General features: G+C 70.2%; 25 protein-coding genes. 16 read left to right on the forward strand and 9 right to left on the reverse strand.

Features of this window, described 5'->3' with window-relative positions; all coding sequences use genetic code 11:
- Positions 1-23: 23 nt before the first annotated feature.
- The 12 genes from dusB to ruvC all read left to right on the forward strand — a co-directional run bounded on the left by dusB (position 24) and on the right by ruvC (position 10,932).
- The gene (dusB, locus tag ACG0Z3_RS18625) at positions 24-1,073 is read left to right on the forward strand and encodes a tRNA dihydrouridine synthase DusB (RefSeq protein WP_394400225.1); all 1,050 of its coding nucleotides are present in this window, start codon (positions 24-26) and stop codon (positions 1,071-1,073) included.
- Between the two features lie 17 nt (positions 1,074-1,090).
- Positions 1,091-1,339, forward strand: coding sequence for a helix-turn-helix domain-containing protein (locus ACG0Z3_RS18630; RefSeq protein WP_394400227.1), 249 nt, complete (start codon positions 1,091-1,093; stop codon positions 1,337-1,339).
- A 176-nt stretch (positions 1,340-1,515) separates the two neighbouring features.
- Positions 1,516-3,093 carry a bifunctional phosphoribosylaminoimidazolecarboxamide formyltransferase/IMP cyclohydrolase gene (gene purH, locus ACG0Z3_RS18635; RefSeq protein WP_394400229.1) on the forward strand — a complete coding sequence of 526 codons (1,578 nt, stop codon included), beginning with the start codon at positions 1,516-1,518 and terminating at the stop codon, positions 3,091-3,093.
- 272 nt (positions 3,094-3,365) lie between these two features.
- Complete coding sequence (locus ACG0Z3_RS18640) at positions 3,366-4,775, forward strand: coniferyl aldehyde dehydrogenase (RefSeq protein WP_394400231.1); 1,410 nt, start codon at positions 3,366-3,368, stop codon at positions 4,773-4,775.
- Positions 4,775-5,284 carry a hypothetical protein gene (locus tag ACG0Z3_RS18645; protein ID WP_394400233.1) on the forward strand — a complete coding sequence of 170 codons (510 nt, stop codon included), beginning with the start codon at positions 4,775-4,777 and terminating at the stop codon, positions 5,282-5,284. The genes ACG0Z3_RS18640 and ACG0Z3_RS18645 overlap by 1 nt, the downstream gene beginning before the upstream one ends.
- A complete protein-coding gene (locus ACG0Z3_RS18650; RefSeq protein WP_394400235.1) occupies positions 5,281-6,891 on the forward strand; it encodes a GMC family oxidoreductase N-terminal domain-containing protein in 1,611 nt (536 codons plus the stop codon). The genes ACG0Z3_RS18645 and ACG0Z3_RS18650 overlap by 4 nt, the downstream gene beginning before the upstream one ends.
- Positions 6,891-7,571, forward strand: coding sequence for an energy transducer TonB (locus ACG0Z3_RS18655; protein WP_394400237.1), 681 nt, complete (start codon positions 6,891-6,893; stop codon positions 7,569-7,571). The genes ACG0Z3_RS18650 and ACG0Z3_RS18655 overlap by 1 nt, the downstream gene beginning before the upstream one ends.
- A gap of 35 nt (positions 7,572-7,606) precedes the next feature.
- Positions 7,607-8,140 carry a GNAT family N-acetyltransferase gene (locus ACG0Z3_RS18660; RefSeq protein ID WP_394400239.1) on the forward strand — a complete coding sequence of 178 codons (534 nt, stop codon included), beginning with the start codon at positions 7,607-7,609 and terminating at the stop codon, positions 8,138-8,140.
- Positions 8,137-8,526, forward strand: coding sequence for a GFA family protein (locus ACG0Z3_RS18665; RefSeq protein WP_394400241.1), 390 nt, complete (start codon positions 8,137-8,139; stop codon positions 8,524-8,526). Before ACG0Z3_RS18660 ends, ACG0Z3_RS18665 begins: the two co-directional genes overlap by 4 nt.
- 77 nt (positions 8,527-8,603) lie before the next feature.
- Complete coding sequence (locus ACG0Z3_RS18670) at positions 8,604-9,254, forward strand: lysophospholipid acyltransferase family protein (protein ID WP_394400243.1); 651 nt, start codon at positions 8,604-8,606, stop codon at positions 9,252-9,254.
- Positions 9,254-10,252, forward strand: a complete 999-nt coding sequence (locus ACG0Z3_RS18675; RefSeq protein ID WP_394400245.1) for a phosphatidate cytidylyltransferase — start codon at positions 9,254-9,256, stop codon at positions 10,250-10,252. Before ACG0Z3_RS18670 ends, ACG0Z3_RS18675 begins: the two co-directional genes overlap by 1 nt.
- 131 nt (positions 10,253-10,383) lie before the next feature.
- Positions 10,384-10,932 carry a crossover junction endodeoxyribonuclease RuvC gene (ruvC, locus tag ACG0Z3_RS18680; protein ID WP_394400247.1) on the forward strand — a complete coding sequence of 183 codons (549 nt, stop codon included), beginning with the start codon at positions 10,384-10,386 and terminating at the stop codon, positions 10,930-10,932.
- Positions 10,933-10,983: 51 nt separating this feature from the next.
- On the opposite strand, the gene ACG0Z3_RS18685 is transcribed toward ruvC, so the two are convergent.
- The 3 genes from ACG0Z3_RS18685 to ACG0Z3_RS18695 are packed head-to-tail and all read right to left on the reverse strand — an operon-like array spanning position 10,984 to position 15,111.
- Positions 10,984-11,736, reverse strand: coding sequence for an FxDxF family PEP-CTERM protein (locus ACG0Z3_RS18685; RefSeq protein ID WP_394400249.1), 753 nt, complete (start codon positions 11,734-11,736; stop codon positions 10,984-10,986).
- A 40-nt stretch (positions 11,737-11,776) separates the two neighbouring features.
- Positions 11,777-12,280: an FxDxF family PEP-CTERM protein gene (locus ACG0Z3_RS18690; RefSeq protein WP_394400251.1), complete on the reverse strand. Its 504-nt coding sequence runs from the start codon at positions 12,278-12,280 to the stop codon at positions 11,777-11,779.
- A gap of 32 nt (positions 12,281-12,312) precedes the next feature.
- Positions 12,313-15,111 carry an ExeM/NucH family extracellular endonuclease gene (locus tag ACG0Z3_RS18695; protein ID WP_394400253.1) on the reverse strand — a complete coding sequence of 933 codons (2,799 nt, stop codon included), beginning with the start codon at positions 15,109-15,111 and terminating at the stop codon, positions 12,313-12,315.
- Between the two features lie 105 nt (positions 15,112-15,216).
- On the opposite strand from ACG0Z3_RS18695, the gene ACG0Z3_RS18700 reads away from it, so the two are divergent.
- Genes ACG0Z3_RS18700 through ACG0Z3_RS18710 form a run of 3 tightly spaced genes read left to right on the forward strand, consistent with a single transcriptional unit; the run spans position 15,217 to position 20,186 of the window.
- Complete coding sequence (locus ACG0Z3_RS18700; protein WP_394400255.1) at positions 15,217-16,617, forward strand: sodium:solute symporter; 1,401 nt, start codon at positions 15,217-15,219, stop codon at positions 16,615-16,617.
- 7 nt (positions 16,618-16,624) lie between these two features.
- Positions 16,625-18,403: an ABC transporter ATP-binding protein gene (locus tag ACG0Z3_RS18705; protein ID WP_394400257.1), complete on the forward strand. Its 1,779-nt coding sequence runs from the start codon at positions 16,625-16,627 to the stop codon at positions 18,401-18,403.
- Between the two features lie 37 nt (positions 18,404-18,440).
- Positions 18,441-20,186: an ABC transporter ATP-binding protein gene (locus tag ACG0Z3_RS18710; RefSeq protein ID WP_394400414.1), complete on the forward strand. Its 1,746-nt coding sequence runs from the start codon at positions 18,441-18,443 to the stop codon at positions 20,184-20,186.
- Here ACG0Z3_RS18710 and ACG0Z3_RS18715 read toward each other — a convergent pair.
- Genes ACG0Z3_RS18715 through ACG0Z3_RS18730 form a run of 4 tightly spaced genes read right to left on the reverse strand, consistent with a single transcriptional unit; the run spans position 20,158 to position 22,550 of the window.
- Positions 20,158-20,892: an SDR family NAD(P)-dependent oxidoreductase gene (locus ACG0Z3_RS18715; protein ID WP_394400259.1), complete on the reverse strand. Its 735-nt coding sequence runs from the start codon at positions 20,890-20,892 to the stop codon at positions 20,158-20,160. The two genes, ACG0Z3_RS18710 and ACG0Z3_RS18715, sit on opposite strands and share 29 nt — an antisense overlap.
- Positions 20,889-21,626 carry a bifunctional 2-polyprenyl-6-hydroxyphenol methylase/3-demethylubiquinol 3-O-methyltransferase UbiG gene (ubiG, locus tag ACG0Z3_RS18720; RefSeq protein WP_394400261.1) on the reverse strand — a complete coding sequence of 246 codons (738 nt, stop codon included), beginning with the start codon at positions 21,624-21,626 and terminating at the stop codon, positions 20,889-20,891. The genes ACG0Z3_RS18715 and ubiG overlap by 4 nt, the downstream gene beginning before the upstream one ends.
- Before the next feature lie 10 nt (positions 21,627-21,636).
- The gene (locus ACG0Z3_RS18725; RefSeq protein ID WP_394400263.1) at positions 21,637-22,173 is read right to left on the reverse strand and encodes a demethoxyubiquinone hydroxylase family protein; all 537 of its coding nucleotides are present in this window, start codon (positions 22,171-22,173) and stop codon (positions 21,637-21,639) included.
- Entirely contained in the window at positions 22,170-22,550 is a 381-nt protein-coding gene (locus ACG0Z3_RS18730; protein WP_394400265.1) for a thiol-disulfide oxidoreductase DCC family protein, read from the reverse strand. Before ACG0Z3_RS18730 ends, ACG0Z3_RS18725 begins: the two co-directional genes overlap by 4 nt.
- 110 nt (positions 22,551-22,660) lie before the next feature.
- Here ACG0Z3_RS18730 and ubiM point away from each other — a divergent pair, with 110 nt between their 5' ends.
- On the forward strand, positions 22,661-23,818 hold the full coding sequence (gene ubiM / locus ACG0Z3_RS18735) for a 5-demethoxyubiquinol-8 5-hydroxylase UbiM (RefSeq protein WP_394400267.1): 1,158 nt from the start codon (positions 22,661-22,663) through the stop codon (positions 23,816-23,818).
- Positions 23,819-23,822: 4 nt separating this feature from the next.
- On the opposite strand, the gene ACG0Z3_RS18740 is transcribed toward ubiM, so the two are convergent.
- Both ACG0Z3_RS18740 and ACG0Z3_RS18745 read right to left on the reverse strand, forming a co-directional pair.
- Positions 23,823-25,067 (reverse strand): patatin-like phospholipase family protein, encoded by a 1,245-nt coding sequence (locus ACG0Z3_RS18740; RefSeq protein ID WP_394400269.1) that lies wholly within the window; start codon positions 25,065-25,067, stop codon positions 23,823-23,825.
- Positions 25,068-25,090: 23 nt separating this feature from the next.
- The gene (locus ACG0Z3_RS18745; protein WP_394400271.1) at positions 25,091-25,768 is read right to left on the reverse strand and encodes a phasin family protein; all 678 of its coding nucleotides are present in this window, start codon (positions 25,766-25,768) and stop codon (positions 25,091-25,093) included.
- Between the last annotated feature and the right edge of the window lie 111 nt (positions 25,769-25,879).

A 25,879-nucleotide genomic window follows, 5' to 3' on the forward strand; every position in this document is an offset into this window, starting at 1 on the left:
GCCTCTTTTTTGAGCAGACCTTCGTGCAAATTGGCCCCCACTCCTTACCCAACCGGCTCTTCGTGGCGCCGATGGCGGGGGTGACGGACCGGCCCTTTCGTCAGCTCTGCCGCCGCCTTGGCGCGGGCTATGCGGTCAGCGAGATGGTCACCTCGCGCAAGGAGCTGTGGGGCAGCCTGAAGACCTCGCGCCGCGCCGACCATAGTGGCGAACCCGGGCCGATTGCCGTGCAGATCGCCGGCACCGACGCCGCCATGATGGCCGAGGCCGCTGCCTACAACATCGACCGCGGCGCGCAGATCATCGACATCAACATGGGCTGCCCGGCCAAGAAGGTCTGCAACAAGTGGGCCGGCTCGGCACTGATGCGCAACGAGGCACTGGCGCTGGAGATCGTGGAAGCTGTCGTGGCCGTGTGCGCGCCGCGTGGCGTGCCGGTTACGCTGAAGATGCGCACCGGCTGGAGCGCCGACGAACGCAACGCGCTGCGCCTGGCGCGGCTGTTCGAGGCTGCCGGCATCGCGATGCTGACCATCCACGGCCGCACGCGCGAGCAGGGCTACAAGGGCCTGGCCGAGTACGACACCATCGCCGCCGTGAAGGCCGCGCTGGCCATTCCCGTCGTGGCCAACGGCGATGTCGACTCGCCCGAGAAGGCCCGCGACGTGCTGGCCTACACACGGGCTGACGCGGTCATGATCGGCCGCGCCGCGCAGGGCCGGCCGTGGATCTTCCGCGAGGTGTCGCATTTCCTGGCGACGGGCGAACACCTGGCCGCGCCCACCGTCGCCGAGGCGCGCGACGTGTTGACCGAGCACCTGCACGACCACTACGGCCTGTACGGCGAACTCAGCGGCGTGCGCAGCGCCCGCAAGCACATCGGCTGGGCCGTGCGCGGCCTGCCTGGCGGCGAGGTCTTCCGCCAGCACATGAACACTCTGGAGCGCTGCGAAGAGCAGTTGCAGGCGCTCCGCGACTGGTTCGACGACCTCGGCCAGACCCACTACCGCCTGCCTCCCACCGAGGTGGCCATCGACGAAGACGCGCAAGCCGACGAAGCCTGCGCCGCCTGAACCTGCCTGACCCTGCCATGAGTGCCCAGAAGAACGCCCCGCCCAACCCCATTGACGCCTGTGTGCGCGAAAACCTCGAAGCCTTCTTCCGCGACCTCGACGGGCAGGAGCCGCATTCCATGCACGACATGCTGGTCAAGCTGGTGGAGAAGCCGCTGTTCGAGATCGTCATGCGTGAGGCCGGTGGCAACCAGAGCAAGGCCGCGCAATGGCTGGGCATGAACCGCAACACGCTGCGGCGCAAGCTGACCGACCACAACCTCTGAGAAGCTGTGAACGAACTCCGCACGCCCGCTCATCCCGCTGCAACGCCGTCATGCGGCGTTGCAATCGCTCGCCGTAGCACGCGCTACGGCTCCGCCTTGCGCCTTGATTGGCGCCACCGCGACGGTCTGCTCGGCCGCGCGGAATCCCTTCACAGCTTCTGAACTGCGAGACCTCCATGGCCCTCACTGCACTCCTCTCGGTTTCCGACAAGACCGGCATCCTCGAATTCGCCAAGGAGCTGCACGCTCTGGGCACGAAGCTGCTGTCCACCGGTGGCACCGCCAAGCTGCTGGCTGACGCTGGCCTGCCCGTCACGGAAGTGGCCGAGCACACCGGCTTTCCCGAAATGATGGACGGCCGCGTGAAGACGCTGCACCCCAAGATCCACGGCGGCCTGCTGGCCCGCTCTGACCTGCCCGAGCATGTGGCCGCGATGGCCCAGCATGGCATCACGCGCATCGACATCCTGGCCGTCAACCTCTACCCGTTCGAGGCCACGGTGGCCAAGCCCGGCTGCACGCTGGAAGACGCCATCGAGAACATCGACATCGGCGGCCCGGCCATGGTGCGCAGCGCGGCCAAGAACTGGAAAGACGTGACGGTGCTCACCGACGCCGCCCAGTACGCCGCCGTGCTGGAAGAGCTGAAGGCCCATGGCAAGACCAGCGACAAGACCCGCTTCGCCTGCAGCGTGGCCTCGTTCAACCGCATCGCGCAGTACGACGCCGCCATCAGCAACTACCTGTCGGCCCGCCAGGACGACGGCAGCCTGGCCGAGTACCCGGCACAGATGAACTCGACGTTCGTGAAGGTGCAGGACCTGCGCTACGGCGAGAACTCGCACCAGACCGCGGCGCTCTACCGCGATCTGTTCCCCGCGCCCGGCTCGCTGGTCACCGGCAAACAGTTGCAGGGCAAGGAGCTCTCGTACAACAACATCGCCGACGCCGACGCCGCGTGGGAATGCGTGAAGAGCTTCGACACGCCGGCCTGCGTCATCGTCAAGCATGCCAACCCCTGCGGCGTGGCCGTGGGCGTGAACCCGGCGGAGGCCTACAGCAAGGCCTTCAAGACCGACCCCACCAGCGCCTTCGGCGGCATCATCGCGTTCAACCGTGAGCTGGATGGCGCCGCTGCACAGCTGGTGGTCAAGCAGTTCGTCGAAGTGCTGATGGCCCCGAGCTTCAGCGCCGAGGCGCTGGAAGTTTTCAAGGGCAAGGTCAACGTGCGCCTGCTGCAGATCGCTTTGCCGGCGGGAGGCTCGCGCCCCTGGGATCAGGGCCGCAACGCGCAGGACGTCAAGCGCGTCGGCTCGGGCCTGCTGGTGCAGACCGCCGACAACCACTTCCTGAAGCGTGAAGACCTCAAGGTCGTCACCGCACTGAAGCCGACCGAACAGCAGCTCGACGACCTGATGTTCGCGTGGACCGTGGCCCAGTACGTCAAGAGCAATGCCATCGTCTTCTGCGGCGGTGGTATGACTCTGGGCGTTGGTGCCGGCCAGATGAGCCGCCTGGACTCGGCCCGCATCGCGTCCATCAAGGCCGGCCACGCCGGCCTGACGCTGGCGGGTTCTGCCGTCGCCAGCGACGCTTTCTTCCCGTTCCGCGACGGCCTGGACGTGCTGGCCGATGCCGGTGCCACCTGCGTCATCCAGCCGGGCGGCTCGATGCGCGACGACGAAGTGATTGCAGCCGCCAACGAGCGCGGCATTGCGATGGTCCTCACCGGCGTTCGCCACTTCCGACACTGATTCGGATCGGTGCCGGATTTGCGGGCCGAGCGCCGGGCCGCTCCCAAGCCGGCCCGCGCTGGCGATGTGCCCGCGGCTCAATGCCGCGGGCATCGCCGTCCCCTCGGGGGACCGACCGGGCTCGCCCGCGTTCAGCGGTGCGAGATCGGGCGAAGGGCTTGTTGTCACCTTCGGGACTAGACGCAGCCCTCTAGTCCAGGGCCGCCCCTGTTGGGGCGTCCACCACTTGCGGTTAGCCTCCCCGGATTCGATCAAGAACCGGAGACAAGGCCATGGACACCGCGCTGCAGGAACGCCTGCACCTGGCGCTGACGGCGCAGCGCCGCGCGTTCGACGCCGAGCGCATGCCGTCCTACGCCGTGCGCCGAGACCGCCTGGAGCGGCTGCTCAACATGACGCGCCAGCACGGCGAAGCACTGGCCGCAGCGATGGCGCAGGACTTCGGCCACCGCGCCCGCCAGGAATCGCTGCTGGCCGACATCTTCACCGTCGAGGCCGGCGCCCGCCACGCGCTCAAGCACCTGCGCGCGTGGATGAAGCCGCGCCGCGTGGCGACGCCGCTGCACTTCCTGCCCGGCCGCAATGTGCTCATGCGCCAGCCGCTGGGCGTCGTCGGCGTTGTCGCGCCCTGGAACTACCCGTACTACTTGGCCATGGAGCCGGCCGTCGCCGCGCTGGCGGCCGGCAACCGCGTGCTGATCAAGCCGTCGGAGCTGACACCGGCCACCAGCGAGTTGATGGCCCGCCTCGTCGCCGAGCACTTCAAGCCCGAGGAGATGCTGGTCATCACCGGCGACGCGGAGGTCGGCAAGGCGTTCACGACGCTGCCGTTCGACCATCTCTTCTTCACCGGCTCCACCGCCGTGGGCCGCCATGTCGCGCAGGCCGCGGCGAAGAACCTGACGCCGGTGACGCTGGAGCTGGGCGGCAAGTCGCCCGCCATCGTCGACCGCAGCGCCGACCTGGCGCTGACCGCGTCGCGGCTGGCCTTTGGCAAGCTCTTCAACGCCGGCCAGACCTGCGTGGCGCCTGACTACCTGCTGGTGCCGCGCGAACTCATCGAGCCGTTGAGTCAGCAGATCCTGGCCGAGATGCGCCGAATGTACCCGCGCATCGCCGGCAATGCCGACTACACCAGTATCGCCACGCCGCGCCATCACGCGCGGCTGCAAGGACTGATCGTCGACGCAGCCCAGCGCGGCGCGCGCGTGCTGCGCACGCACGACGAGGAGCCCGATGACCGCCGCCTCGTGCCGGCACTGTTGCTGGACGTGCCGCTTGAGGCCACCGTCATGCAGGAGGAGATCTTCGGCCCGCTGCTGCCCATCGTCAGCTACGACAAGGTGGACGAGGCATTGGCCCACATCAACGCCGGCGACCGCCCGCTGGCGCTGTACTGGTTCGGCCAGGACGGTGCCGCGCGCGACCATGTGATGGCCCAGACCCATGCCGGCGGCGTGACCATCAACGACTGCCTGTGGCATCTGGGCCAAGAAGACCAGCCCTTCGGTGGCGTCGGCGCCAGCGGCATGGGCTCGTACCACGGCGAGTGGGGCTTCCGCACCTTCAGCAAGGAGAAGCCGCTGTTCATCCAGTCGCGCTTCGCCGGCACCCGGCTGTTCCAGCCGCCGTATGGCCCCACCTTCGAGCGCCTGCTCGGCCTGTTGAAGAAGATCGTGTGATGAAGCGCCGCGGATTTTTGAAGTTGGGCGTGGGCGCCGCCGTCGTCATCGGCGTGGCCGGGGCGGGCGTGGCCCTCATCAAGCCGGGCCTGGTGGACGGCAAGCTGGGCCCCGGCGCGCGCAACGTGATGCGCGCCGCCGCGCAGGCCGTGCTGTCCGACCTGCTGCCGCCGCCGGGCGCCGCGCGCGACGCGGCACTGGCGCTGCAGCTGGACCGGCTGGACGCCTTCATCGCCGGCCTGCCCGCGCCCACGCGCAAGGAGCTGTCCGACGCGCTGGGCCTGCTGGCCACGGCGGCGGGCCGGTATGCGCTGGTGGGGCTGTCCAGCCCCTGGGCCACGGCCACCTTGTACGAGGTCCACGAGGCGCTCAACGCCATGCGCGTCTCCACGTCCGACACCAAGCAGCAGATTTATCACGCGCTGCGCGACCTGAACGCGGTCGCCTTCTTCAACGCGCCGGACAACTGGCGCAGCGTGGGCTATCCCGGCCCGGTGCAAATCCCATGAGCTCGATTCCCGACCCCATCGTCGACGGCCTGCAGCGTGGCTGGAAGGTGCATGGCGGCCCGCACGCTGCGCTGCCCGCCACGCTGGACTGTGACGTCGCCATCATCGGCAGCGGCGCCGGCGCCGGCATCACGGCCGAGATGCTGGCGCGTGCCGGGCTGAAGATCGTCATCGTCGAGGAAGGCCCGCTGCGCTCCAGCCGCCAGTTCAAGCAGCGCGAGACCGACGCCTACGGCCAGCTCTACCAGGAGGGCGGTGGCCGCAAGACCCAGGACCAGGTCGTCAACATCCTGCAGGGCCGCTGCGTGGGCGGCTCCACCACCGTCAACTGGACCGGCTCGTTCCGCACGCCACCCGATGCGCTTGCCTACTGGGGCGACAAGTTCGGCCTCACGGACTTCAACGAGGCGGCGATGGCGCCGTGGTTCGAGCAGGCTGAGCGGCGCCTGAACATCGCCGACTGGCAGACCGCGCCCAACGAGAACAACGACGTGCTGCGCCGCGGCGCGGAGAAGCTGGGCATCCCGACGAAGGTCGTGCGCCGCAACGTCAAGGGCTGCTGGAACCTCGGTTCCTGCGGCATGGGCTGCCCCACCAACGCCAAGCAGTCCATGCTGGTGAGCACTCTGCCGGTGGCGCTGGACCATGGCGCCACGCTGCTGGTGCAGACGCGCGCCGCAAGGGTCGAGCTGCAGGGCGACCGCGTCAGCGCGCTGGTGGCCGAGCCGGTCGCGCTGGACGGCGCCGTGACAGGCGCACCGGTGCGCATCACCGCCAAGCACTACGTCGTGGCCGGTGGCGCCATCAACTCGCCCGGGCTGCTGCTGCGCTCCAACGCACCGGACCCGCACGGCCTGCTGGGCAAGCGCACCTTCCTGCACCCGACGGCCGGCGGCTCGGCGCTGTTCGACCACGACGTCGCCGGCTGGGCCGGTGCGCCGCTGTCGGTGTTCTGCGACCACTTCCTGCACACCGGTCCGGTCGACGGCCCGGTGGGCTACAAGCTGGAGGTGGCGCCCGTGCACCCGACGTTCGCGATGGGCAATGGCGGCGGCATCGGCGCCGAGCTGGCTCAGCGCGCGAAGGACATGCCGCGCACGCAACTGATGATCGCGCTGCTGCGCGACGGCTTCCATGCCGACGCCGCCGGCGGCGCCGTCAAGCTGCGCAGCGACGGCTCGCCGGTGCTGGACTACGCGGTCACCGACTACCTGCTCGACGGCGTGCGCCGCGCCTACCTGACGATGGCCGAGATCCAGTTCGCGGCTGGCGCCCAGGCCGTGCGCCCCGTGCACGAGCTGGCCGCCAACTACGCGACGCTGGCCGAGGCCAAGGCCGGCATCGCGGGGCTGGCGATGAAGCCCTTCCTCGCCACCGTCGGCAGCGCGCACGTGATGGGCGGCTGCACGATGGCCGCCGACGCGGCCCGTGGCGTCGTGCGGCCGGACGGCCAGCACTGGCAGCTCGCCAACCTGTCGGTGCACGACGGCTCGCTGTTCCCCACCAGTCTGGGCGCCAACCCTCAGCTGACGGTCTACGGCCTGGCGACACGGCTGACGCACGGGCTGTTGCAGCGGCTGGGCGCCAAGACCGTGATACTGGCCTGATGCCTCTGCAGCTTTCCCGCCTGGCGCCGGTCCTGCTGGCCGCCGTTGCCCCGTTCTCCCACGCCCAGCCGCCGACCGCTGCCGAGCCCGCGGCGTCCGCCGCGTCTGCGCCCGCCGCAGCTCGTGTTGCCCGGCTGCGGGCCCAGTCGCTGCGCCCCGGCGGCACGGCCTACCCCGTCGAGCTGGCCGGGCAGGGCGTGCAGGGCACGGCCGATGTCTTCGTGAAGATTGCGCCCGACGGCACGCCGGCCGAGGTCAGGCTGCACGCGTCGTCGCGCTCCGCGGCGCTGGATGAGCTGGCGCTGACCTTCGTGCGCAGCCTGCGCTTCGGCGCCAAGTCGGGCGGCAGCGGCGCGCCGCTGCCCGACGTCATCGTGCCGGTGGAGTTCATGCGCGACACGGTGGAAGGGCTGGCGGCCAAGACCTGCGCCGAGTTCAATACCGACACGGCCTACTTCAAGGCCACCTTCCCCGAGACCGACCCGTCGCACATGCCGGTGGTGCGCATGACGACGGGCATGCTGCTGCTGGCCGGCATGCCGCGCCAGAGCGGCGAGGCGCTGGTGGCGCAGGCGAAGCAGCTCAATGCGGCAGCCGCCGGCATCGCGGCAGCCTGCGTGGCGGCGCCCGACGCGCTGTATTCGAAGGTGTTCGTCGAGCTGGTCAAGAAGGCCCGCTGAGCGCCTCGCCCCCGCGGCGGACGAGAATCGTCCGCATGCCCCTGCCACCTGTCATCACCCTGGCCACCGCGGCCGATGCCGGCGTGCTCGCCGCCTTCGCCGCTCAGGCGTTCACCGACACCTACCGCGGACTGGACGACGCGCAGGAGATTGCCGACTACGTCGCCGAGCACTTCACGCCCGACGTGATGGCCGGCGTCATCCTGGACCCGGCCTGCACGACGTGGCTGGCCCGCATCGACGGCCAGCTGGCCGGCTACGCCGTGCTGCGCGACAAGCCGGCGCCAGCCTGCGTGGCCGGGCCGTCGCCGCTGCAGCTGTGGCGGCTGTACCTGGGCCAGGGCTTCATCGGCCAGGGCCTGGGCGCGCAGCTGATGGGCGAGGTGCAGGCCCGGGCGCGCCAGCGCGGCGCGCGCACGCTGTGGCTGGGTGTCTACGATCGCAACGTGCGGGCCGTCGAGTTCTACCGGCGCTTCGGCTTCGCGCAGGTGGGCACCGACGAATTCCTGTTCGGCGGGCGCCCTTACACCGATCCCATCTATGCCACGCCGGTCATGGAGATTCCATGATCCAAGGTTCCTGCTTGTGTGGCGGCGTCCACTGGCGTTTCGACGGTCAGCCCGACGGCGCCACGGCCTGCAACTGCACTGCCTGCCGCCGCTACGGCACGCTGTGGGCCTACGACTACGTCGACGAAGGCATCCACGTGACCGGCCCCACGCAGGCCTATGTGCGCGGCACGGCGCTGGAGTTTCACTTCTGCCCCAGCTGCGGCTGCGTGACGCACTGGCGCGGCCTGCGGCTGGATGAGCAGGGCCGCCGGCGCATTGCCGTCAACCTGCGGCTGGCCGAGCCGGCTGCCGTGGCCGACATCCCCATTGACCACTTCGACGGTTTCGACACCTTCGACGACCTGCCGCGTGACGGGCGCTGCGTGAAGGACTATTGGTTTTAGGCGGCGCCTCCTCCAGCAGGCCGCTTCAGGTCGTCCCCCAAAACCGACGGTGAGGGTGACACCGATAATCCCGTCCCATGACGCCCGCCGCCCTGACCGGCCAGTTGCTCGCCTTCATCGCCCGTCTCATCACCGGCGCGCAGGGCCACTGGAAGGGCTGCCCGCCAAAAGCCGAGCAGCGCATCTACATCGCCAACCACCAGAGTCACTTCGACCTGGTGCTCATCTGGGCCGCCTTCCCCCACGAGCTGCGGGCCCAGACCCGCGCCATCGCCGCGCGCGACTACTGGACGAAAAGCGCCTTCCGGCGCTGGCTGACCACCGAGGTGTTCAACGCCATCTACGTCAGCCGCACGCGCGCCAACCCCGATGAAGACCCGCTGGAGCCGCTGGTCGAGGCGCTGACCCATGGCGACTCGCTGGTGATCTTTCCGGAGGGCACGCGCTCCAGCAAGGGCAACCCGCAGCCGTTCAAGAGCGGCATCTACCACCTGGCCCAGCAATTCCCGCATGTGCAGCTGATTCCCACCTGGATCGACAACGTGCAGCGCGTGATGCCCAAGGGCGAGGTCGTGCCTGTGCCCATCCTGTGCACCGTCACCTTCGGTGCGCCCATCCAGTTGCAGGATGGCGAGAGCAAGGCCGACTTTCTGTGCCGCGCCCGCGAGGCCGTCATGGAGCAGCGGCCCGACCCCGACTGGGTCGTGCCCGTCGAGGGAGAAGACTGATGCGCTGGCTCAAGTCCCTCAATGCCAGCGAGCAGGTGGCGCTGTTGTTCGTCGTGCTGTTCGGCTTCCTGCTGCTGCTCACGGTGGGTCTGTTCCTGAACTCGCTGCGCGAGCGAGCCAACGAGGACGCGCGCCGCCAATCTGAGCTGACCTGGGCCCGCGTGCGCCGCGACCTGCGCGCCGCGTGGATAGGCGGCTGCATGTTCTGGGTGGCCTGGATCTCCGGCCCGCTGGGCGCCACGCTGCTGTTCGCGCTGTTCTCGTTCCTGGCGCTGCGCGAGTTCATCACCCTCGTGCACACGCAGCGCAGCGACCACCGCACGCTCATCGTCGCGTTCTTCGTGCTGGTACCGGTGCAGTACATGCTGTGCGGCACGCGCTTCTTCGACCTGTTCACGGTGTTTCTGCCCGTCTACGGCTTCCTGGCGCTGCCCATCGTCAGCGCGTTGGCTGATGACCCGATGCGCTTCCTGGAGCGCAACGCCAAGATCCAGTGGGGTGTGATGGTCTGCGTCTACGGCCTGTCGCACGCACCGGCGCTGCTACTGCTGGACTTCCCCGGCTTCACCGGGCGCGGCGCCTTCCTGCTGTTCTTCCTTGTCATGGTGGTGGCTGCCTCGCAGATCGCGCAGGAGATCGCCACGCGCACGTTGCGCCGCCGGCCTGTGGCGCGGCGCATCAGCCGCAGCTTCTCGATGCGAGCCTGGTGGATAGGCACGCTGACCGGCTCGCTGGCCGGCGCGCTGCTGTACTGGATCACGCCGTTCAAGGCCGGCCAGGCGCTGGTGATGGCCTTTCTGGCCGCTGCCGCGGCGGGCTTCGGCGGGCTCGTGATGAAGGCGCTGAAGAAGGACGCCGGCGTGCGCTACTGGGGCAACAGCAGCTCCATCACCGGCGCCGTGGGCCTGCTGGACCGCATTGCCGTGCTGTGCTTTGCAGCGCCGGTGTTCTTCCATTCGGTGCGCTGGTATTTCCAGCTGCCGCTGGGGTACCGCTGAATGAAGACCGCTGGCAATCACAGCACCGTAGGGCGGGTCGAGACCCGCCGTTTCGTCCCACCCTCCTTGCCGGACGGTGCCTTCGCACACACCAACGCATGGCGGGTCGTGACCCGCCCTACAGGCTTGGCATGAGGATTCTCGGCATCGACCCGGGCCTGCAGACCACCGGCTTCGGCGTCATCGACGCCGACGGCCCGCGGCTGGCCTACGTGGCCAGCGGCACCATCAAGACCAGCGGCGTCGCCGTGGGCGACCTGCCGGCGCGGCTCAAGATCCTGTTCGACGGCATCCGTGAGGTCAGCGCCCGCTACCAGCCGCAGTGCGCCGCAGTGGAGATCGTGTTCGTCAACGTGAACCCTCAGTCCACGCTGCTGCTGGGCCAGGCCCGTGGCGCGGCGATCACGGCGCTGGTGTCGGCGGAACTGCCGGTCAGCGAGTACACCGCGCTGCAGATGAAGAAGGCCATCGCCGGCAACGGCCACGCAAAAAAGGAGCAGATCCAGGCCATGGTGCAGCGGCTGCTGAACCTGCCCGGCGTGCCCGGCAAGGACGCTGCCGACGCGCTGGGCCTGGCCATCATGCACGCCCATGCAAGCGTGACGTTCAACGCCATGAGCCGCAGCACGACGCTGCAGCGGCGCCAGCATGCGCAGTTCAAGGGCAGTCGGACGTACTGAATGAAAAACGGCCCGCAGCAGCGGGCCGTTTTGACGCGGCGTGCGTGGCGCTCAGGCGGCCTTGCGGCGGCGAGCCATCCAGCCCACCAGACCCAGGCCGCCCAGCATCAGGGCGTAGGTCTGGGGTTCGGGGACGGGTGTGGCGACGAAGGCGGTCGTGTTGGGGACTGCGGTGGTAAAGACGCCGTCACCGTTGATGGTCCAGTTGGCCTTGTCGGCCACCAGGGCCTTGTAGCCGGCAACGGTGGTTTGGCCCGCGCGTGCGCCCGTGTACTGAGCCCAGTCCGAGCCCGACGACACACCGAGCTCGAAGGCGCTCGTCGTCAGGCTGGTGCCTGTCAGCACGCCGGTTGCCGCTGCACCAAACGACGAGCTGGCGATGGCCGCCAGAAAGGTGGTCGGGCTGGTGGCGGAGCCGATGTAGGCGAAGAGGCTGTCAGGGCTGGCGCTGAGGTCGAGGCTGCCCGCGTTCGGGATGCCGGTCACTGCGCTCAAGGTGCCCAGGGACGCGGCCCGTGAGCTGTTCTGAATGCTTGAGAAACGGATGACCGTGCCCGCCGCGATCGTGCCGGTGCCGCTGTTCCAGCTCTGGTAGCCCTCGCCGGTGTTGAAGGCGCTGCCTTGCCACTCGTTGTCGGAGAAGTAGATGGTGGTGTTCGCCGCGATGTCGACGAAGGTCACGAAGGACCAGCCTTTCTCGTCGGCATTGAACGATGTGAAGGCGATGTCGCCCGCAGTGAGCGCGGCATGCGCCGGCAGCGCAGCCAGGGCGGCCAGTGCGAGGGCGGTCAGGGACTTGGTCATCAATGAAATCTCCCAGGTTGAAGTGCGTGTCGAAAACGGATCAGGCCTTGCGGCGGCGGGCCATCCAGCCGACGAGACCCAGGCCGCCCAGCATCAGCGCGTAGGACTCGGGCTCGGGGACGGCGGAGATCGTGAAGCTGCCGGTGGCGAACTTCTGGTCAGCTGCGGTGTAGTCCAGCGTGCCTTCGAACGCGCCAATGAAGCCCGTGGTCACGTTCAAGGACGCGCCGTCGCTGCCGGTCCACAGGTACTGCAAACCGGTGAACTGGCCGTTGTCGAAGTAGACCGACGGCGCGGTACCCGCCAGCGTGTAGGTCTGGGCGCCGACGGTGAGGCGGAAGGCGGTCAGTGGCACGTCGCCCGTGAAACTGGCGGTCGGCAGGTCCAGCGAGAACTGGCCCGAGAAGGTTTGACCGCTCAGGCCAACGATGTCGGAGAACGTGATGCTGCCGTCGACGCGGAAGTCTGCGGCGGAGGCGGCGGCGCAGGCCAGCGTGAGGACGGCGGCAGCCAGGGGCTTGCGAAGGGTGTGGAGGTGGTTCATGACAAGCTTCGGTTCGAAGAGGGGAGGGCGGCTCAGAACTGGAAGCTGCTGGCGTTCAGCGATGCGCAGCCCACGTTCTTCAGCAGCAGCAGGGGGCGGCGCGGCAGCGGGCCGGTCGTGTCGGCGTCCATGGAGATCAGTGCATCGCCGACACCGCTTCGCAGGCAGGTGACCTGGCCGGTGGCCAGCGGGTTGGCGGCCGTGATGCCGGCGGTGCTCATCACCGCGCGCAGGTTGATGAGGTCCGTGCCGGGCGTGAAGTCCGTGATCGTGGCGCCACCGGAGAAGCTGGCGCTGAACGCGAACTGGTCGCGACCTGCGCCACCGGTCAGCGTCGGGCGCAGTGCCCCCACCGTGATCAGGTCATCCCCCGCCGTGCCCGCCACCGTCGTGCTGGCGGCCGTGATGTAGGCGTTGTAGAGGTTCAGGCCCATTACCACCGGGTCGTGGTCGGACGAGCGGTACACGCTGGCCTCATACGGGTCCGGGGCGCAGGTGGCGCAGGCGGGCTGCTTGAACTCCAGGTTGTAGTCGTGGGCAACCGACTCGTCGGCATTGATGTGCCACTCGGTCGCGCTGCTGACCTTGGGCGACAGCGACGAGGTCGTGATGGCGTGGTCCAGGCGACCGGCGGCGCCATCGAACACGTAGGAGTAGCCCAGCGTGTTGAAGCGGCCGATCTGGTCCACGAAGCCGTTGTCGGTCAGGCGGGTGATGGGGTCTTCCATGCCATAGGCATTGAAGTCGCCCACCAGCACCACGTCGTTGCTGCCGCTGCTGGTCTGCAGCGAGGCGACGAAGCTTTGCAGGCGGGAGGCCTGCTTCACGCGCGTGGCGGTGTAGCAGCTCTGGCCGTCACCCTGGTCCAGGTCCAGACCGGTGGCGCTGCCGCAGCCCTTGGACTTCAGGTGGTTGACCACCAGCGTGAACTTCTGGCCGTTGGCCAGCGTGAAGCTCTGGGCCACGGTCGGGCGGTTGTTGACCGAGTCCGTGTCGATCACCGAGACGCCAGCCGGCGTGAGCTTGGCGGGCTTGTAGATGATCATGTTCTTGATGGCATCCGTGCCCACCGCACCGGCGGCGGAGCCCGACACGACGGCATAGGTGCCAGCGCCCACCTTGGCGTTCAGCGCGGCCACCAAGTTCAGCGGCGCGATGGCGTTGTTCTGGATTTCCATCAGGCCCACGGCGTCGGCGTCGATGGCGCTGAGCGCGGCGACGATCTTGGCCTGCTGGCGGTTGAACTCCGCCAGGTTGTTGGCGCCACGGCATTCGCCAGCGCAGGGCTGGGCACTGGCGCCCGCACCGTCAGCCGTCTGGCCGTTGGTGAAGGTCGTGAAGTAGTTCAGCACGTTGAAGCTGGCCAGCTTCACGTTGCCGCCCACGGCCGGCGGCGTGGTGGTGCGCGGGTTGGTCTGTGCGTACTGCAGCGAGGTGTTGAGCTGCGGCACGATGCGGTAGGCGCCCGGCGCGCCGGTGCTGGTGGTCGTGGGGCCGAAGTCGATCACGCCGGTGATGGTGCCGATCGTGTCGCCGCCGCGCAGCGCGCCGGTGGGGCCGGTGAAGGGCGTCGGGCTCACGTTCTGAAGCGTGCTGCCGTCTTCCAGCACGATCAGGCGGGCTGCGTTGTCGGCGGCCAGGGCCTTGGCGGCCTCGCTGCCCGGGCGGTACTTGTTGGTGGGCGTTTCCAGCCGGCCACCGGCCGACAGCGTCAGCTGGCCATAGCGGGCCTGGAAGGAGTTCTGGCCGACGGTCAGCGGGCCGGCCAGCGTGACCAGCATGCCCTCATAACGCTCCAGGCCGCCGGTGACGGGCAGGCTGATCGGCGTGGGGGCGATGCTCTGGCCAGGGTTCACCAGCGTGATGCCGGTGACGGTGCCGATCTGCGTCACGGTGCCGCCACCGGTCGAGAACTCGGTGACCGTGCCGGCCACACGCACCAGCTGGTTCAGGGCGACGGTGGGCGCTGTGCTTGTGAACACGAAGATGCCATCCGACGTGGCCGGGTTGCCATCGCCCACGGCGGCCTGCATGTAGAAGCCGGTGTTGGTCAGGCGGGTCACGACGCCTTCGGTCGTGATGGCCGCGCCGCTCAGCGGGCTGGTGGCGCCGCTGCCCTGGATCTCGTAGATCGGCTTGAAGGCGCCGGGCGCGGGGGCTGGGCCGGGGGCGGGCGCGGGCGCCGGGCCGGGGGCCGCCGCGGTGCAGACGGCGTAGGCGCTGCTGCTGTTGCGCGGGGTCGGCACGCCGTTGGCGAAGTCAGTGCTGTTGTTGCCGTTGTCGGTGCAACCTGCGTCGGCACGCAGCAAGGCGAAGCCGTTGTTGGTCGGCGCCGGTGCGGGCGAGATCTCGGAGCAGTTGGCCGTCGTGCCGAAGCCGACGAGGTCCTTGATGCTGGCGTCAGACGGGCAGGTGACAGCGGCCAACGCCGTCGTGCTGTTGACCAGGGCCAGCTTGGCGGCGCTGCCGCTCATGTCGAAGCCGAACGTGAGATCGGGCGCGGGCAGGTCGACGCCCGCAGGCGTGGTGCTGGCACTGAGCCCGTTGCCGAACTTCACCAGCAGGTATTGACCAGGCTGCAGCGTGCCGGTGAGGTTGAATTTCTGGTTGGCCCAGCTGGTGCCCGCAGCGGACGAGTACTGCAGCGACCAGGTGCTCATGTCGACCGCCGATGCGCCGGCATTGCGGATCTCGACGAAATCATTCTTGTAAACCGCGCTGGCACGACCGCCGCCACCGTAGATCTGGCTGATGAGCGGGCCGTCGGCCGCGAACACGGAGGGCGCCGCAAAGGCCGCAGCAAGAAGGGCTACCAGGGGTCGGAGTTGCATGACGGGTTAGTAAGAATTGGCCGAAACGGGGCGGATGGTAGGGATGCTTGATGACGATTTGATCCACCGTGTTCACGGGGGTGTCATCGGGCATGATCCCCACCGATGTCGCCTGCACTGCTTTTGCTCGGGGTTATTGCCTACTTTGCCGGGCTGCTGGTGCTGGCGCGGTGCGTCGCGCACGGTGCTGGTGCTGCGGGTTTCTACGTGGGGGCTAGGGAAAGTCCCTGGCCGGTCGTCGCGTTCGGGATGGTCGGGACCTCGCTGTCCGGCGTCACCTTCATCAGCGTGCCCGGCTCGGTGGCGGCCAGCGGCTTCAGCTACCTGCAGGTCACGCTGGGCTATGTGGCCGGCTACGTGGCCATCGCCTTCGTGCTGCTGCCGGCCTACCACCGGCTGCGCGTCACCTCCATCTATGAGCTGCTTGGTGAGCGTTTGGGGCCGGGCGCACGGCGGCTGGGCGCGGCCTATTTCATCCTCAGCCGCACGGTGGGCGCGACAGCACGGCTCTACCTCGTCGTGCAGGTGCTGTACCTGCTGATGCTGCAGCCGCTGGGCGTGCCCTTCGCCGCGGGTGCGGCCGTGGTGCTGGCGATGATCCTGCTCTACACCGTGGACGGCGGCGTGAAGGCGCTGGTGTGGACGGACACGCTGCAGACCGCCGGCATGCTGACGGGCTTGGTCGTCTGCATCGCGCTGCTATGGCGGCCCGATGCGCTGGCGCAGCTGGACGCCGCCGGCCTGAGCCGTGTGTGGGTGGGCGACCCGCTGTCCCGCGACTTCTCCGTGAAGGCGCTGCTGGCCGGCATGTTCATCGCCATCGCGATGACGGGGCTGGACCAGGAAATGATGCAGAAGAGCCTGTCCGTCGCGAAGCTGCGCGACGCGCAGAAGAACCTGCTGCTGCTGGCCGTGCTGCTGGTCGTCGTCATCGGCGCCTTCCTGCTGCTGGGAGGGCTGCTCACGCTGTTCGCCCGCGAGCACGGGCTGGCGGCCACCGGCGACGCGCTGTTCCCCGCCGTCGTCATGCAGCACCTGCCGGCCTGGGTGCAGGTGGTGTTCGTGCTGGCGCTGGTGTCGGCCCTGCTGCCCAGCGCCGACGGCGCGCTGACCGCGCTGACAGCCAGCACCTGTCTGGACCTGCTGCGCGTGAGCCAGGACGACACCCGCACCCGGCGCCGCGTGCACCTGGGCTTCGCGGTGCTGTTCCTGTTGCTCGTGCTGGGCTTCAAGGCGCTGGACAACGCGAGCATGGTGTTCCTGATCCTCAAGCTCGCGGGCTACACCTACGGCCCGCTGCTGGGGCTGTTCGCGTTCGCGCTGTTCACGCCGCGGCCGGTGTCAGGTCGTGCGCTGGTGGCGGTGTGCGTGGCGGCGCCGCTGCTGTGCGCGGTGGTGGACTTCGGGCAGCCTTGGGGTGGGTGGCAGATTGGGTTGGAGCTGTTGCTGCTCAACGGGCTGCTGACATGGGCGGGTCTGTGGACGCTTGCCCAGCGGCGACACTGACAGCGCCATGCCCGTTGCGCCGCCGCTCCTGCAGCAATCCCTTTTTCGCCTGCTCACCGCCTTCGTGCGCGAGCACTGGCGCGCCTATGCCTCGGCCGGCGCGATGCTCACGTGCATCGCCTCGCTGACGGTCTGGATTCCGCGCCAGGTGGGCCATGTCGTCGACGACCTCGTGGCCGGTGGGCTGCACGGCGCGGCGCTGATCGAACAACTGGGCCTGCTTATCGCCGCGGGTCTCGTCATCTACCTGCTGCGCGTGGGCTGGCGGCTCACGCTGTTCAAGGCGGCCTACCGGCTCGGCGCGCGGCTGCGCACGCGGCTGTTCGGGCGGCTGGCGCTGCAGGGGCCGGCCTATTTCCAGCAGCAGCGCACCGGTGACCTGATGGCGCTGGCCACCAACGACATCGACACCGTCGAGATGGCCGCCGGCGAGGCGATGTTGGCGGGCTTCGACGGCACGCAGACGCTGCTGCTGGTGCTGGCGATGATGACGCTGTCCATCGACTGGCGGCTCGGCCTGGCCGCGCTGCTGCCGTTCCCGCTGATGGGGCTGGCGTTCTGGTGGATCAGCAAGCATCTGCACGAGGCCGCGCAGGACTCGCTGACCCGCTTTGGTGACCTCAACCAGCAGGTGCAGGAGAGCCTGGCCGGCGTGCGCACGTTGCGGGCGCTGGGCCTGGTGGACCGCAGCCGCCAGCGCTTCGGCGTGCTGGCCGACAGCGCCGCCGAGGCGGCCTTCCGCTCGCAGCGCTGGGAGGCCGCCTACGAGCCGGCGGTGGGCATGACGCTGGCGGCGGCCTACGCCATCGCGCTGGCCATGGGCGGCTGGCTGGTGGCGCAGGGCGAGATCACCATCGGCCAGCTGACCGCGTTCACGATGTACCTGGGCCAGCTGATCTGGCCCATGTTCGCGGCGGGCTGGGTGTTGTCGCTGCTGGAGCGCGGCCGCGCCGCCTGGGCGCGGCTGGCGCCGGTGCTGGATGCGCCGCTGACGCTGGCCGATGCGGGCCGGGCCGCGCTGCCGGCCGGCGCGACGCTGAAGGCCGAGGGGCTGAGCTTCCGGTTCCCGGGCGCGAAGCGGCCAGCGCTGGACGGCGTGGACCTGACGCTCGCGCCCGGCCGCACGCTGGGCATCGTCGGCGCCACCGGCGCCGGCAAGTCCACGTTCGTGCGGCTGCTGCTGCGCCAGGCGGAGCCCGACGCAGGCCGGCTGCTGCTCGCCGACGTGCCATTGCCGGACCTGCCGCTGGCCACGCTGCGCCGTCACATTGCCTGGGTGCCGCAGGAGCCCTTCCTGTTCTCTGCGTCGGTGGCCGACAACATCGCGCTGGCAAGACCTGGCGCCACGCCGGCCGACATCGAGGCCGCCGCCCGCTTGGCCGCCGTGCACGACGACATCGCCCGGCTGCCCCACGGCTACGCGACGGAGGTGGGCGAGCGCGGCGTGACGCTGTCCGGCGGCCAGCGCCAGCGCGTGGCGATTGCCCGAGCGTTGTTGAGCGATTCACCCTTGCTGGTGCTGGACGACGCGCTGTCGGCTGTCGACACCGGCACCGAGACGGCCATCCTCGATCACCTGCGCGAGCTGCGTGCTGCGCGGCCCGACCGCAGCGTCATCGTCATCGCGCACCGGCTGTCAGCGGTGATGGACGCCGACGAGGTCATCGTGCTGAAGCAGGGCCACATCATCGAGCGCGGCACGCATGCGCAGCTGCTGGAGCTGGGTGGCTGGTACGCGTCGCAGTGGCGCTATCAACAGATCGAGGCCAGCCTTGAAGCCGAGTAAGCCGACCGAGAAGCCCTGGCAAAGCATCGGCCTGCTGATGGACTCGGCGGCGCCCGAGCGCCCGCAGCTGATCCGCGGCGGCCTGTGGCTGCTGCTGGCGGCCGCGCTGGAGGCGCTGGGCCCCATCCTCGGCAAGCGCTATATCGACCACCACCTGCTGCCCGCCCACTACGACCTCGGCGCCATGGCCGCGCTGCTGGCGTCGGTGCTGCTGACCGGCTGGGCGGCGAGCTGGATCCGCTACGCGCAGCTGTCGCGCATGGCCGGCGTGGCTCGGCGCTCGGTGCTGCGGCTGCGCGAGCGGGTCTACGCGCATGTGCTGGCGCTGCCCATGGCCTTCTTCGACAAGGCCATCACCGGCCAGCTCGTCAGCCGCGTCACCAACGACACCGAGGCGGTGAACCAGCTCTACCGGCAGGTGCTGTACGTGATGCTGGATTCAAGCATCGTCGTCGCCGGTTCTCTGGTGGCGATGGCCTTCTTGGACTGGCGGCTGATGCTCATCGTCGCGACGCTGGTGCCGGCCATGGTCGGCATCATCCTGGGCTACCAAAAGCTCTCCGCGCCGGCCGTGGCGCGCACGCGCCAGCTGCGCAGCGACATCAACGCGCAGATGGCCGAGAGCATGGCCGGCATGGCGGTGCTGCAGGCAGCCGGTGCTGCCGGGCGCTTCGGCGAGCGCTTCGAGGCGGTGAACGCCGAGCACCGGCTGTCGCGCATCGCCGAGCTGCGCGCCAACGCGTGGCTGCTGCGCCCGGCGCTGGACCTGCTGAACGTGCTGCTGCTCGTCACCGTCATCTACGGCTTCGGCCGGCGCGAGCTGTCGGGGCTGGAAGTGGGGCTGCTCTACGCCTTCCTGTCCTACATCGCCCGCGTCGTCGAGCCGCTGATCCAGATCACCATGCAGTTCGGCCAGCTGCAGCAGGCCATGGTGGCCGCGTCGCGCGTGCGGGCGTTGCTGGAGGAGGATGAGCACCGGGGCATGGACCCGATCAGGCAGAACGGTGCGCCCATCACGCGCGGCGAGATCCGCGTCGAGGCCCTGAGCTTTGGCTACGACCCCGCGCGGCCGGTGCTGCACGGGCTGGACGTGGACATCCCGGCCGGCAGCTTCACCGGCATCGTGGGCCACACTGGCAGCGGCAAGAGCACGCTGCTGTCGCTGCTGCTGCGCTTCTACACCGCGCAGCAGGGTCGCATCACCATCGACGGCCAGCCGCTGCATGCGGTGCCCGACGCGGCGTTTCGCGACGCATTGGGCCTGGTGCCGCAGGAGGCGACGCTGATGGCGGCCAGCGTGCGCGAGAACATCGCGATGGGCCGGCCCGGCATCAGCGATGCGGCCGTCGAGGACGCGGCAAAGGCGGCCCGCGCGCATGACTTCATCCTGGCCCTGCCGCAGGGCTACGACACCCGGCTGGGCGAAGGCGGCGCGCGCGTCTCCAGCGGCCAGAAGCAGCTGTTGGCCATGGCCCGCGCGTTGGCCGGCGCGCCGCGCCTGCTGTTTCTGGACGAGGCCACCAGCAACGTCGACAGCGAGACCGAGGCCCGTCTGGGCGAGGCGCTGGCCGCGCTGCATGGCCGCGTGACCGTCATCGCCGTCGCGCACCGGCTGTCCACCATCCGCGCAGCCGACCAGATCCTGGTGCTCAACCACGGCCGGCTGCAGGAGCGCGGCCCGCACGAGGCGCTGATGGCGCTGGATGGCGGCCTGTATCGCCGGTTGGTGGAGCTGCAGACGCTGGAAGAAGCGCCTAGCGAACCAGAGGCCGGATCTTCGTGAAGCCACCGTCCACCGGCAGCACCTGGCCGGTGAGGCGCGCGGCGGCGTCGGACAGTAGCCAGGCCATCACGTTGGCCACCTCGTCGGCGGTCTGCACGCCGCCCAGCGGGTATTGCTTGGCCGCGCCCTCGCGCATGGCGGGCTGCTTGAGCATGGCGGCGGTCATGGGCGTGTCGGTCATGCCGGGCGCCACGGCGTTGATACGCAGCCCCTGAGCCGCGCAGCTGGCCGCCGCGCTGCGCACCAGCGCCTCGATGCCGCCCTTGGCCGCCGCGATGGCCTCGTGGTTGGCCACGCCGATGCTGGCCACCACCGAGCTCACCAGCACCGCCGCGCCCGGCTGCGGCGGCTCGCGCAGCGCCTCCACCCAGGCGCCCAGCATGTAGAGCGCGCTGTCGAGGTTGACGCGCAGCACCTCGCGCACTTGCTCGGGCTTGCTGCGGTGCAGTGGTGCGATCAGCGTGCTGCCCACGCAGTGGGCCAGCCGCGTGGGCGTGCCCAGCGCATCGCGGCAGGCCGCGATGGCTGCAGAGGCGCCTTCGGGCGTGGTGGTGTCGGCGGCGATGTGCAGCTGGGCTGGCACATCGGCCAGCGTGGCGGCGTCGCGGCCGACAGCGGCCACTTGCCAGCCCTGGGCCTGCAGCTGAACGCACAGCGCGCGGCCGATGCCGCCGCGGGCGCCGGTGACGAGAGCGATGGAAGTCATGGGCGGGTCTCCGGTGATGGGCGGGCAAAGCTCGCCAGGTAGTTGACCGAGGTGTCGCGCGTCCAGCGCGCGCGATGCAGCACCGGCAGGTAGCGCATGCCCAGGCGCTGCAGCGGCCGCAGGCCGGCTTGGGCGGCGGCGGCCTCCAGCTCGTGGGGCGTGACGAACTGGCGCCAGCGGTGCGTGCCGATGGGCAGCACGCGCAGCAGGTACTCGGCCGCCACGATGGCCAGCAGCCAGCTGCGCGCGGTGCGGTTGATCGTGGAGGCGACCAGCAGCCCGCCCGGCGCGACGGCGGCGGCGACCTGCGCGAGGAAGGCGGGCACGTCGTCCACATGCTCCACCACCTCCAGTGCCAGCACGAGGTCGAAGCGTTCGTCGTGCGCCAGCGCCGCAGCCGGATCGCCATGGCGGTAGTCCAGCCGGGTGGCCACCGCGGGGTCAAGATCCGCATGGCGTCGCGCAGCGCCGATGTTGCCGGCTGAGGCATCGATGCCAACGACGCTCGCGCCCTCGCGGGCCAGCGCCTCGCTCATCAGCCCGCCGCCGCAGCCCACGTCCAGCACGCGCAGTCCGGCCAGTGGCCGGCCGAAGTGGCGCTCGGCGGCCTCGCGCACCCAGCGCCCGCGCAGGGCCTGCGTGACGTGCAGCGGCCGCATCGGGCCGCGGGCATCCCACCAGGTGGCGCTCCAGGCGTCGTAGCGGGCGACCTCGTCCGGGCGAACGGTGCTCACGGACGGTGTGTCAGACATGGCGGCACACGGCAACGGCGACGGCCGAGCCCGCGCCCACGAGGCGGCACCAGGCCCGCATCAGCAGGCTGGGCGGCCCGGCGAGCGCGGCGGCTTCATCGCGGTGGTTGACCTCGTCGCGTCGGCAGCCGTCCAGCAGCTCGCGCAGCGGCGCCCAAGCGGGCAGGCCGGTCAGGTGGTCGACCTGGGCTTGGTAATGCTGGTCGACAAAGCTTTCCACCGCCGCGACGGTGCCGTACACCGCACGCGGCCCGGCCAGCGCGGGCAGGGCGCCGGTCAGCCAGCCGGCCGCGCGCCACAGCAGCAACAGCCGGCTGTGTTCCGCTGTGGGCAGGCAGGCCTCGATGAGGCCGAGGTGGCGGCGTTCGGTGGCCAGGTGGCGCTGTGCGAAGGCGCGCAGGCCCGGGTCGCGGCTCACGGCCAGCACGCCGCGGTAGATCCACACCGCGCCGGTCTCGCCGGCCTGGTCGCTGCGCAGGTCGGCTACCAGCGCGGTGGGCATGGCGGCCGGCGTCCAGACGGCGCTCATACTGCCGGGCGCCACAGCCGGCGCAGCCGCAGGAAGGCGCCGTAGGCGAGGTCCAGCAGGCGCACGAGCGGCGGGCGGTCCAGCAGCCGGGCCAGGCCGGCGAGCCCGGGGTGCTGGGGTAGGGCGGTCCACATCGCCAGGAAAGCGGCCGCGCCGTGAACGAGGCGCCCATCCGGCTGGCGCAGGTGCAGCCGTGCCAGCGCCGCATCGCGGGCCAGCTCGGGGCCGAATGCGTCGTCCGGGCAGTCACTGGCGTCCACCCAGCACAGGGCGTCAGCGCCAGCGCCGCGCTGGTAGACGGCGATCTCGCGCCTGCACACGGGGCAGGCCCCGTCAAAGTAGACGGTGGGCTTGTCGGTGGTCGAGGGCGATGTCATGGCCCGGGATGCTGCCTGCAGACGGGGAACCCCATGGCGAGCTCGGGAATCCGGGCCGTGCTGACCTGCATCAAGGCTGTGCCCGCGCTCCGCCCCTAGGCTGCGCGGCCATGAACGACCTCGTACGCCCTGAGCCCCAAGTTGTTATCTGCGGAGCCGGCCCGGCTGGCCTTGCGCTGGCCTGCGCGCTGCATGACCGCGGCCTGGCTGTCCAAGTGCTTGAGCAGGCCGACGAGTCGACCCTCGCCGCGCCGGCCAATGACGGCCGCGAGATTGCGCTGACGCACCGCTCGCGCCGCGTGCTGGAAGGCCTGGGCCTGTGGCAGCGCCTGCCCGACATCGCGCCACTGCGCCGCGCCAGCGTGCGCTCCAGCGGCTCGTCCACGGCGCTGCCGTTCGAGGCTCCGGGGCAGGACCTGGGCTGGCTGGTGTCCAACCACCTGCTGCGCGCGGCGGCCTGGGCCGGTGCGCGCGAGCGCGGCGTGCCGGTGTTGTGCGGCCGCACGGTCACGGGCTTCGAGGCCGACGCGCAACGGGCGCGCGTGCGCACCCGCTGTGGCGAGGTGCATGCGGCGCCGCTGGTCGTCGCGGCGGACAGCCGCTTCTCCACGCTGCGCCGGCTGGCTGGCCTCGGAGCGCGCCACCGCGACTTCGGTCGGAGCGCGCTGCTGGTGCCGCTGGCGCACGAGGTGGACCACGGCGGCCTGGCGCAGGAGTGCTTTCTGCAGGGCCACACGCTGGCGTTGCTGCCGATGAACGGCCAGCGTAGCTCTGCCGTGTGGACCGTGGCGAACGCCGAGCTGCCGCGCCTGGCCGCGATGGACGATGCCGCGCTGGCCGCTGCCATCACCCACGCCGCCGACGGCCGCCTGGGCGCGATGCGGGTGGCGGGTGCGCGCCACGTCTACCCGCTGGTGGCGGTGTGGGCGGAGCGCTTCGTCGCGCCACGGTTCGCGCTGATCGGCGATGCGGCCGTGGGCATGCACCCGGTGACGGCGCATGGCTACAACCTCGGGCTGTACGGCATCGAGGCGCTGTCACGCCGGCTGGATGCGGCGGGTGATGCGGGCGCGCCCGGCCCGCTGCAGGCCTACGAGGCTGAGCACCGCCGCGCGGCCGGGCCGCTGTACGCGGGCACGAACGCGCTGGTGCGCTTCTTCACGGACGACCGCGCGCCGGTGCTGGCGCTGCGGCGGGCGGTCATCGACCTGGCCCGACACGTGCCGCCGCTGCGCACAGCGATCACGCGGCGGCTGGTGGACGCCTGAGGTCTTAGCGGGCGCGGGCTTCCAGCACGCTGAGGCTGCCGCGCAGGCTGCGCAGGGCCTGCTCGGTGCGGGTCTCGTGCGGTGCGGGCAGCAGGCGGGCTTCGTGGTCTGCCAGCAGGTCTTCGCGCAGCGTCAGCCCGGCGCGGGCCAGGCGAGGTGCCAGCAGCGCCGCGCGCTGGCGCAGCAGCTCGCGCGTGGCTTGGTAGGCGTGTTCGGCGAGGTGGCGGCGCTGGCGGTAGCTGAAGGTGTTGGCGAGGAAGAACTCGGCGTCGCGCGGGTTGGGTTCCACGAGCACGATGTCGGTCTGCGGGTGGCTCAGCTCGTAGCCGCGCAGGCCCAGCTCCAGCCGTGAGTGGATCAGCGAGCGGAAGGTCTGCGACAGCACCAGCGGCAGCCCCCCGTCCACCAGCCGGTGGATGTGCGGTTGCAACGCGCGGCCAGCCGGGCGGCCCAGCTTGCGCGCCAGGCCGCGGGCGCGGCGGGAGCGGTCTTCGCGTGCGGTGGAGCGGCGGTCGCTGGCATAAGGCACCAGCGGGTTCAGGCAGATCAGCAGGTCAAGCCCGCGGTCCAGCAGTACGGAGGCGTGCAGCGTCTTCTTCAGTGCGCCATCCACGTAATGCCGGCCGCCGATCTGCACCGGCGGGAACAGCCCCGGCAGCGCGGCGCTGGCCTGCACGGCGCGCGAGATGGGCACATGGTCCCAGCCCGGCGCGCCGAAGGGCACGGCCTCGCCGCTGTCCAGGTCGGTGGCCACCAGCACCAGCGGGCGGCGCAGGCGGCGGAAGTCGTTGCTGCGGCCGGGCTGGGTCAGCACGCGGGTCAGCGCCTCGCCAAAGCGCTCGCTGCTGAGCAGGCCGGTGGGCAGCACGCGGCCCAGCCGCTCCAGTGCCCCGAGCCGCGAGCGGCCTTCCAGCAGCACCTCTCGCGCCGCGTCGGCCATCAGGCCCGGCAGCAGGCGCAGGCGTTGGCCCAGTTCAGACCAGGCCGGCTGCAGCAGCTCGGCGGGGTCGAAGCGGTCGGGCGCCTCGGCGGTGTTTTCGATGAAGGCGGCACAGAGCTGGCGCGGCGTCATGCCATTGGCCAAGCCGGCCGCGATGAAGCCGCCTGCGCTGACGCCGATGTAGCCGTCGCAGGCGGTGAAGTCCAGGCCGTCAATGGCCTCTTCAAGGGCGCACAGCGCGCCCACTTCGTAGATGGCTCCGAGCGGGCCACCGCCCGCCAGGGCCAGGCCGATGCGTGGCTGGCTCATGGGCGGGATGCGTCAGCCCGTGCTCAGGCCTGAGCAGTGGGCTCGGCCTTGGGGGCCGGGGCGGCGGCCTTGGGGGCAGCGGCCTTCTTGGCGGCCGGGGCTTTCTTGGCCGGGGCAGCCTTCTTGGCAGGGGCCACCGGCTTGGCGGCAGCGACCTTCTTGGCCGGCGCGGCAACAGCCTTCTTGGCGGCCGGGGCCGGCTTGGCGGCAGCTGCCTTGGCGGCGGGCTTGGCCGCCGGCTTCTTGGCGGACTTCTTGGCCGGCTCCACGCCGGTGGCCACGGCCAGGGCGTCGATGCGCTTGATCAGCGCGTCGATGTCGCCCTTGGTGGGCACGCCCAGGCCCTGCAGCGCCTTGGCGACGCGGGCTTCGAAGATGGTTTCCAGCTTGTCCCATTGCTGGCCGGCCTTGGCGCCGACGTCGCTGGCGACACCGCTGACCTTGCTGGCCACGGCGCTGAGCTTTTCTTCAGCGGCGGATTGGGTCTTCTTCTGCAATTTCAGTCCTTCGGAGACGAGGGCCTCGAAGACCTTGGAGCCTTCGCCCTGGGCCTTGGCGAAGGAGGCGAGACCGGCGGCCCAGATCTGCTGGGCGCTGTCCTTGACGTTCTGAGCCATCGCGCTGTCGAGCAGGCCGGCCGGGAAGCCGGTGGCGGCTGCCGCCTTCTTCTTGTCAGCCATCTTCTGGAGCTTCTTGACCATGGGTGTCCTTTCGAATGTGCGGGTTCGCGAAGCCACTGTAGCCGCGACCCGCCATGCTGGCGCGGCGATTCCTAGTGGTTGGGCTCTATGCCGGGCCCCGGGAAAGTGCGC

The organism is Pelomonas margarita, assembly GCF_043555875.1.
Lineage (GTDB): Bacteria > Pseudomonadota > Gammaproteobacteria > Burkholderiales > Burkholderiaceae_C > Pelomonas > Pelomonas margarita.

Coding starts and splice junctions, on each gene's coding strand:
- ACG0Z3_RS18650 (WP_394400235.1), top strand. CDS start 5,281: ATGAGCTCGATTCCCGACCCCATCGTCGACGGCCTGCAGCGTGGCTGG.
- ACG0Z3_RS18730 (WP_394400265.1), bottom strand. CDS start 22,550: ATGACATCGCCCTCGACCACCGACAAGCCCACCGTCTACTTTGACGGG.
- ACG0Z3_RS18655 (WP_394400237.1), top strand. CDS start 6,891: ATGCCTCTGCAGCTTTCCCGCCTGGCGCCGGTCCTGCTGGCCGCCGTT.
- ACG0Z3_RS18705 (WP_394400257.1), top strand. CDS start 16,625: ATGCCCGTTGCGCCGCCGCTCCTGCAGCAATCCCTTTTTCGCCTGCTC.
- ACG0Z3_RS18745 (WP_394400271.1), bottom strand. CDS start 25,768: ATGGTCAAGAAGCTCCAGAAGATGGCTGACAAGAAGAAGGCGGCAGCC.
- ACG0Z3_RS18740 (WP_394400269.1), bottom strand. CDS start 25,067: ATGAGCCAGCCACGCATCGGCCTGGCCCTGGCGGGCGGTGGCCCGCTC.
- ACG0Z3_RS18670 (WP_394400243.1), top strand. CDS start 8,604: ATGACGCCCGCCGCCCTGACCGGCCAGTTGCTCGCCTTCATCGCCCGT.
- purH (WP_394400229.1), top strand. CDS start 1,516: ATGGCCCTCACTGCACTCCTCTCGGTTTCCGACAAGACCGGCATCCTC.
- ACG0Z3_RS18710 (WP_394400414.1), top strand. CDS start 18,441: ATGGACTCGGCGGCGCCCGAGCGCCCGCAGCTGATCCGCGGCGGCCTG.
- ACG0Z3_RS18645 (WP_394400233.1), top strand. CDS start 4,775: ATGAAGCGCCGCGGATTTTTGAAGTTGGGCGTGGGCGCCGCCGTCGTC.
- ACG0Z3_RS18725 (WP_394400263.1), bottom strand. CDS start 22,173: ATGAGCGCCGTCTGGACGCCGGCCGCCATGCCCACCGCGCTGGTAGCC.
- ACG0Z3_RS18690 (WP_394400251.1), bottom strand. CDS start 12,280: ATGAACCACCTCCACACCCTTCGCAAGCCCCTGGCTGCCGCCGTCCTC.
- ACG0Z3_RS18700 (WP_394400255.1), top strand. CDS start 15,217: ATGTCGCCTGCACTGCTTTTGCTCGGGGTTATTGCCTACTTTGCCGGG.
- ACG0Z3_RS18660 (WP_394400239.1), top strand. CDS start 7,607: ATGCCCCTGCCACCTGTCATCACCCTGGCCACCGCGGCCGATGCCGGC.
- ACG0Z3_RS18675 (WP_394400245.1), top strand. CDS start 9,254: ATGCGCTGGCTCAAGTCCCTCAATGCCAGCGAGCAGGTGGCGCTGTTG.
- ACG0Z3_RS18695 (WP_394400253.1), bottom strand. CDS start 15,111: ATGCAACTCCGACCCCTGGTAGCCCTTCTTGCTGCGGCCTTTGCGGCG.
- ubiM (WP_394400267.1), top strand. CDS start 22,661: ATGAACGACCTCGTACGCCCTGAGCCCCAAGTTGTTATCTGCGGAGCC.
- ACG0Z3_RS18715 (WP_394400259.1), bottom strand. CDS start 20,892: ATGACTTCCATCGCTCTCGTCACCGGCGCCCGCGGCGGCATCGGCCGC.
- ruvC (WP_394400247.1), top strand. CDS start 10,384: ATGAGGATTCTCGGCATCGACCCGGGCCTGCAGACCACCGGCTTCGGC.
- ACG0Z3_RS18630 (WP_394400227.1), top strand. CDS start 1,091: ATGAGTGCCCAGAAGAACGCCCCGCCCAACCCCATTGACGCCTGTGTG.
- ACG0Z3_RS18685 (WP_394400249.1), bottom strand. CDS start 11,736: ATGACCAAGTCCCTGACCGCCCTCGCACTGGCCGCCCTGGCTGCGCTG.
- ACG0Z3_RS18640 (WP_394400231.1), top strand. CDS start 3,366: ATGGACACCGCGCTGCAGGAACGCCTGCACCTGGCGCTGACGGCGCAG.
- ACG0Z3_RS18665 (WP_394400241.1), top strand. CDS start 8,137: ATGATCCAAGGTTCCTGCTTGTGTGGCGGCGTCCACTGGCGTTTCGAC.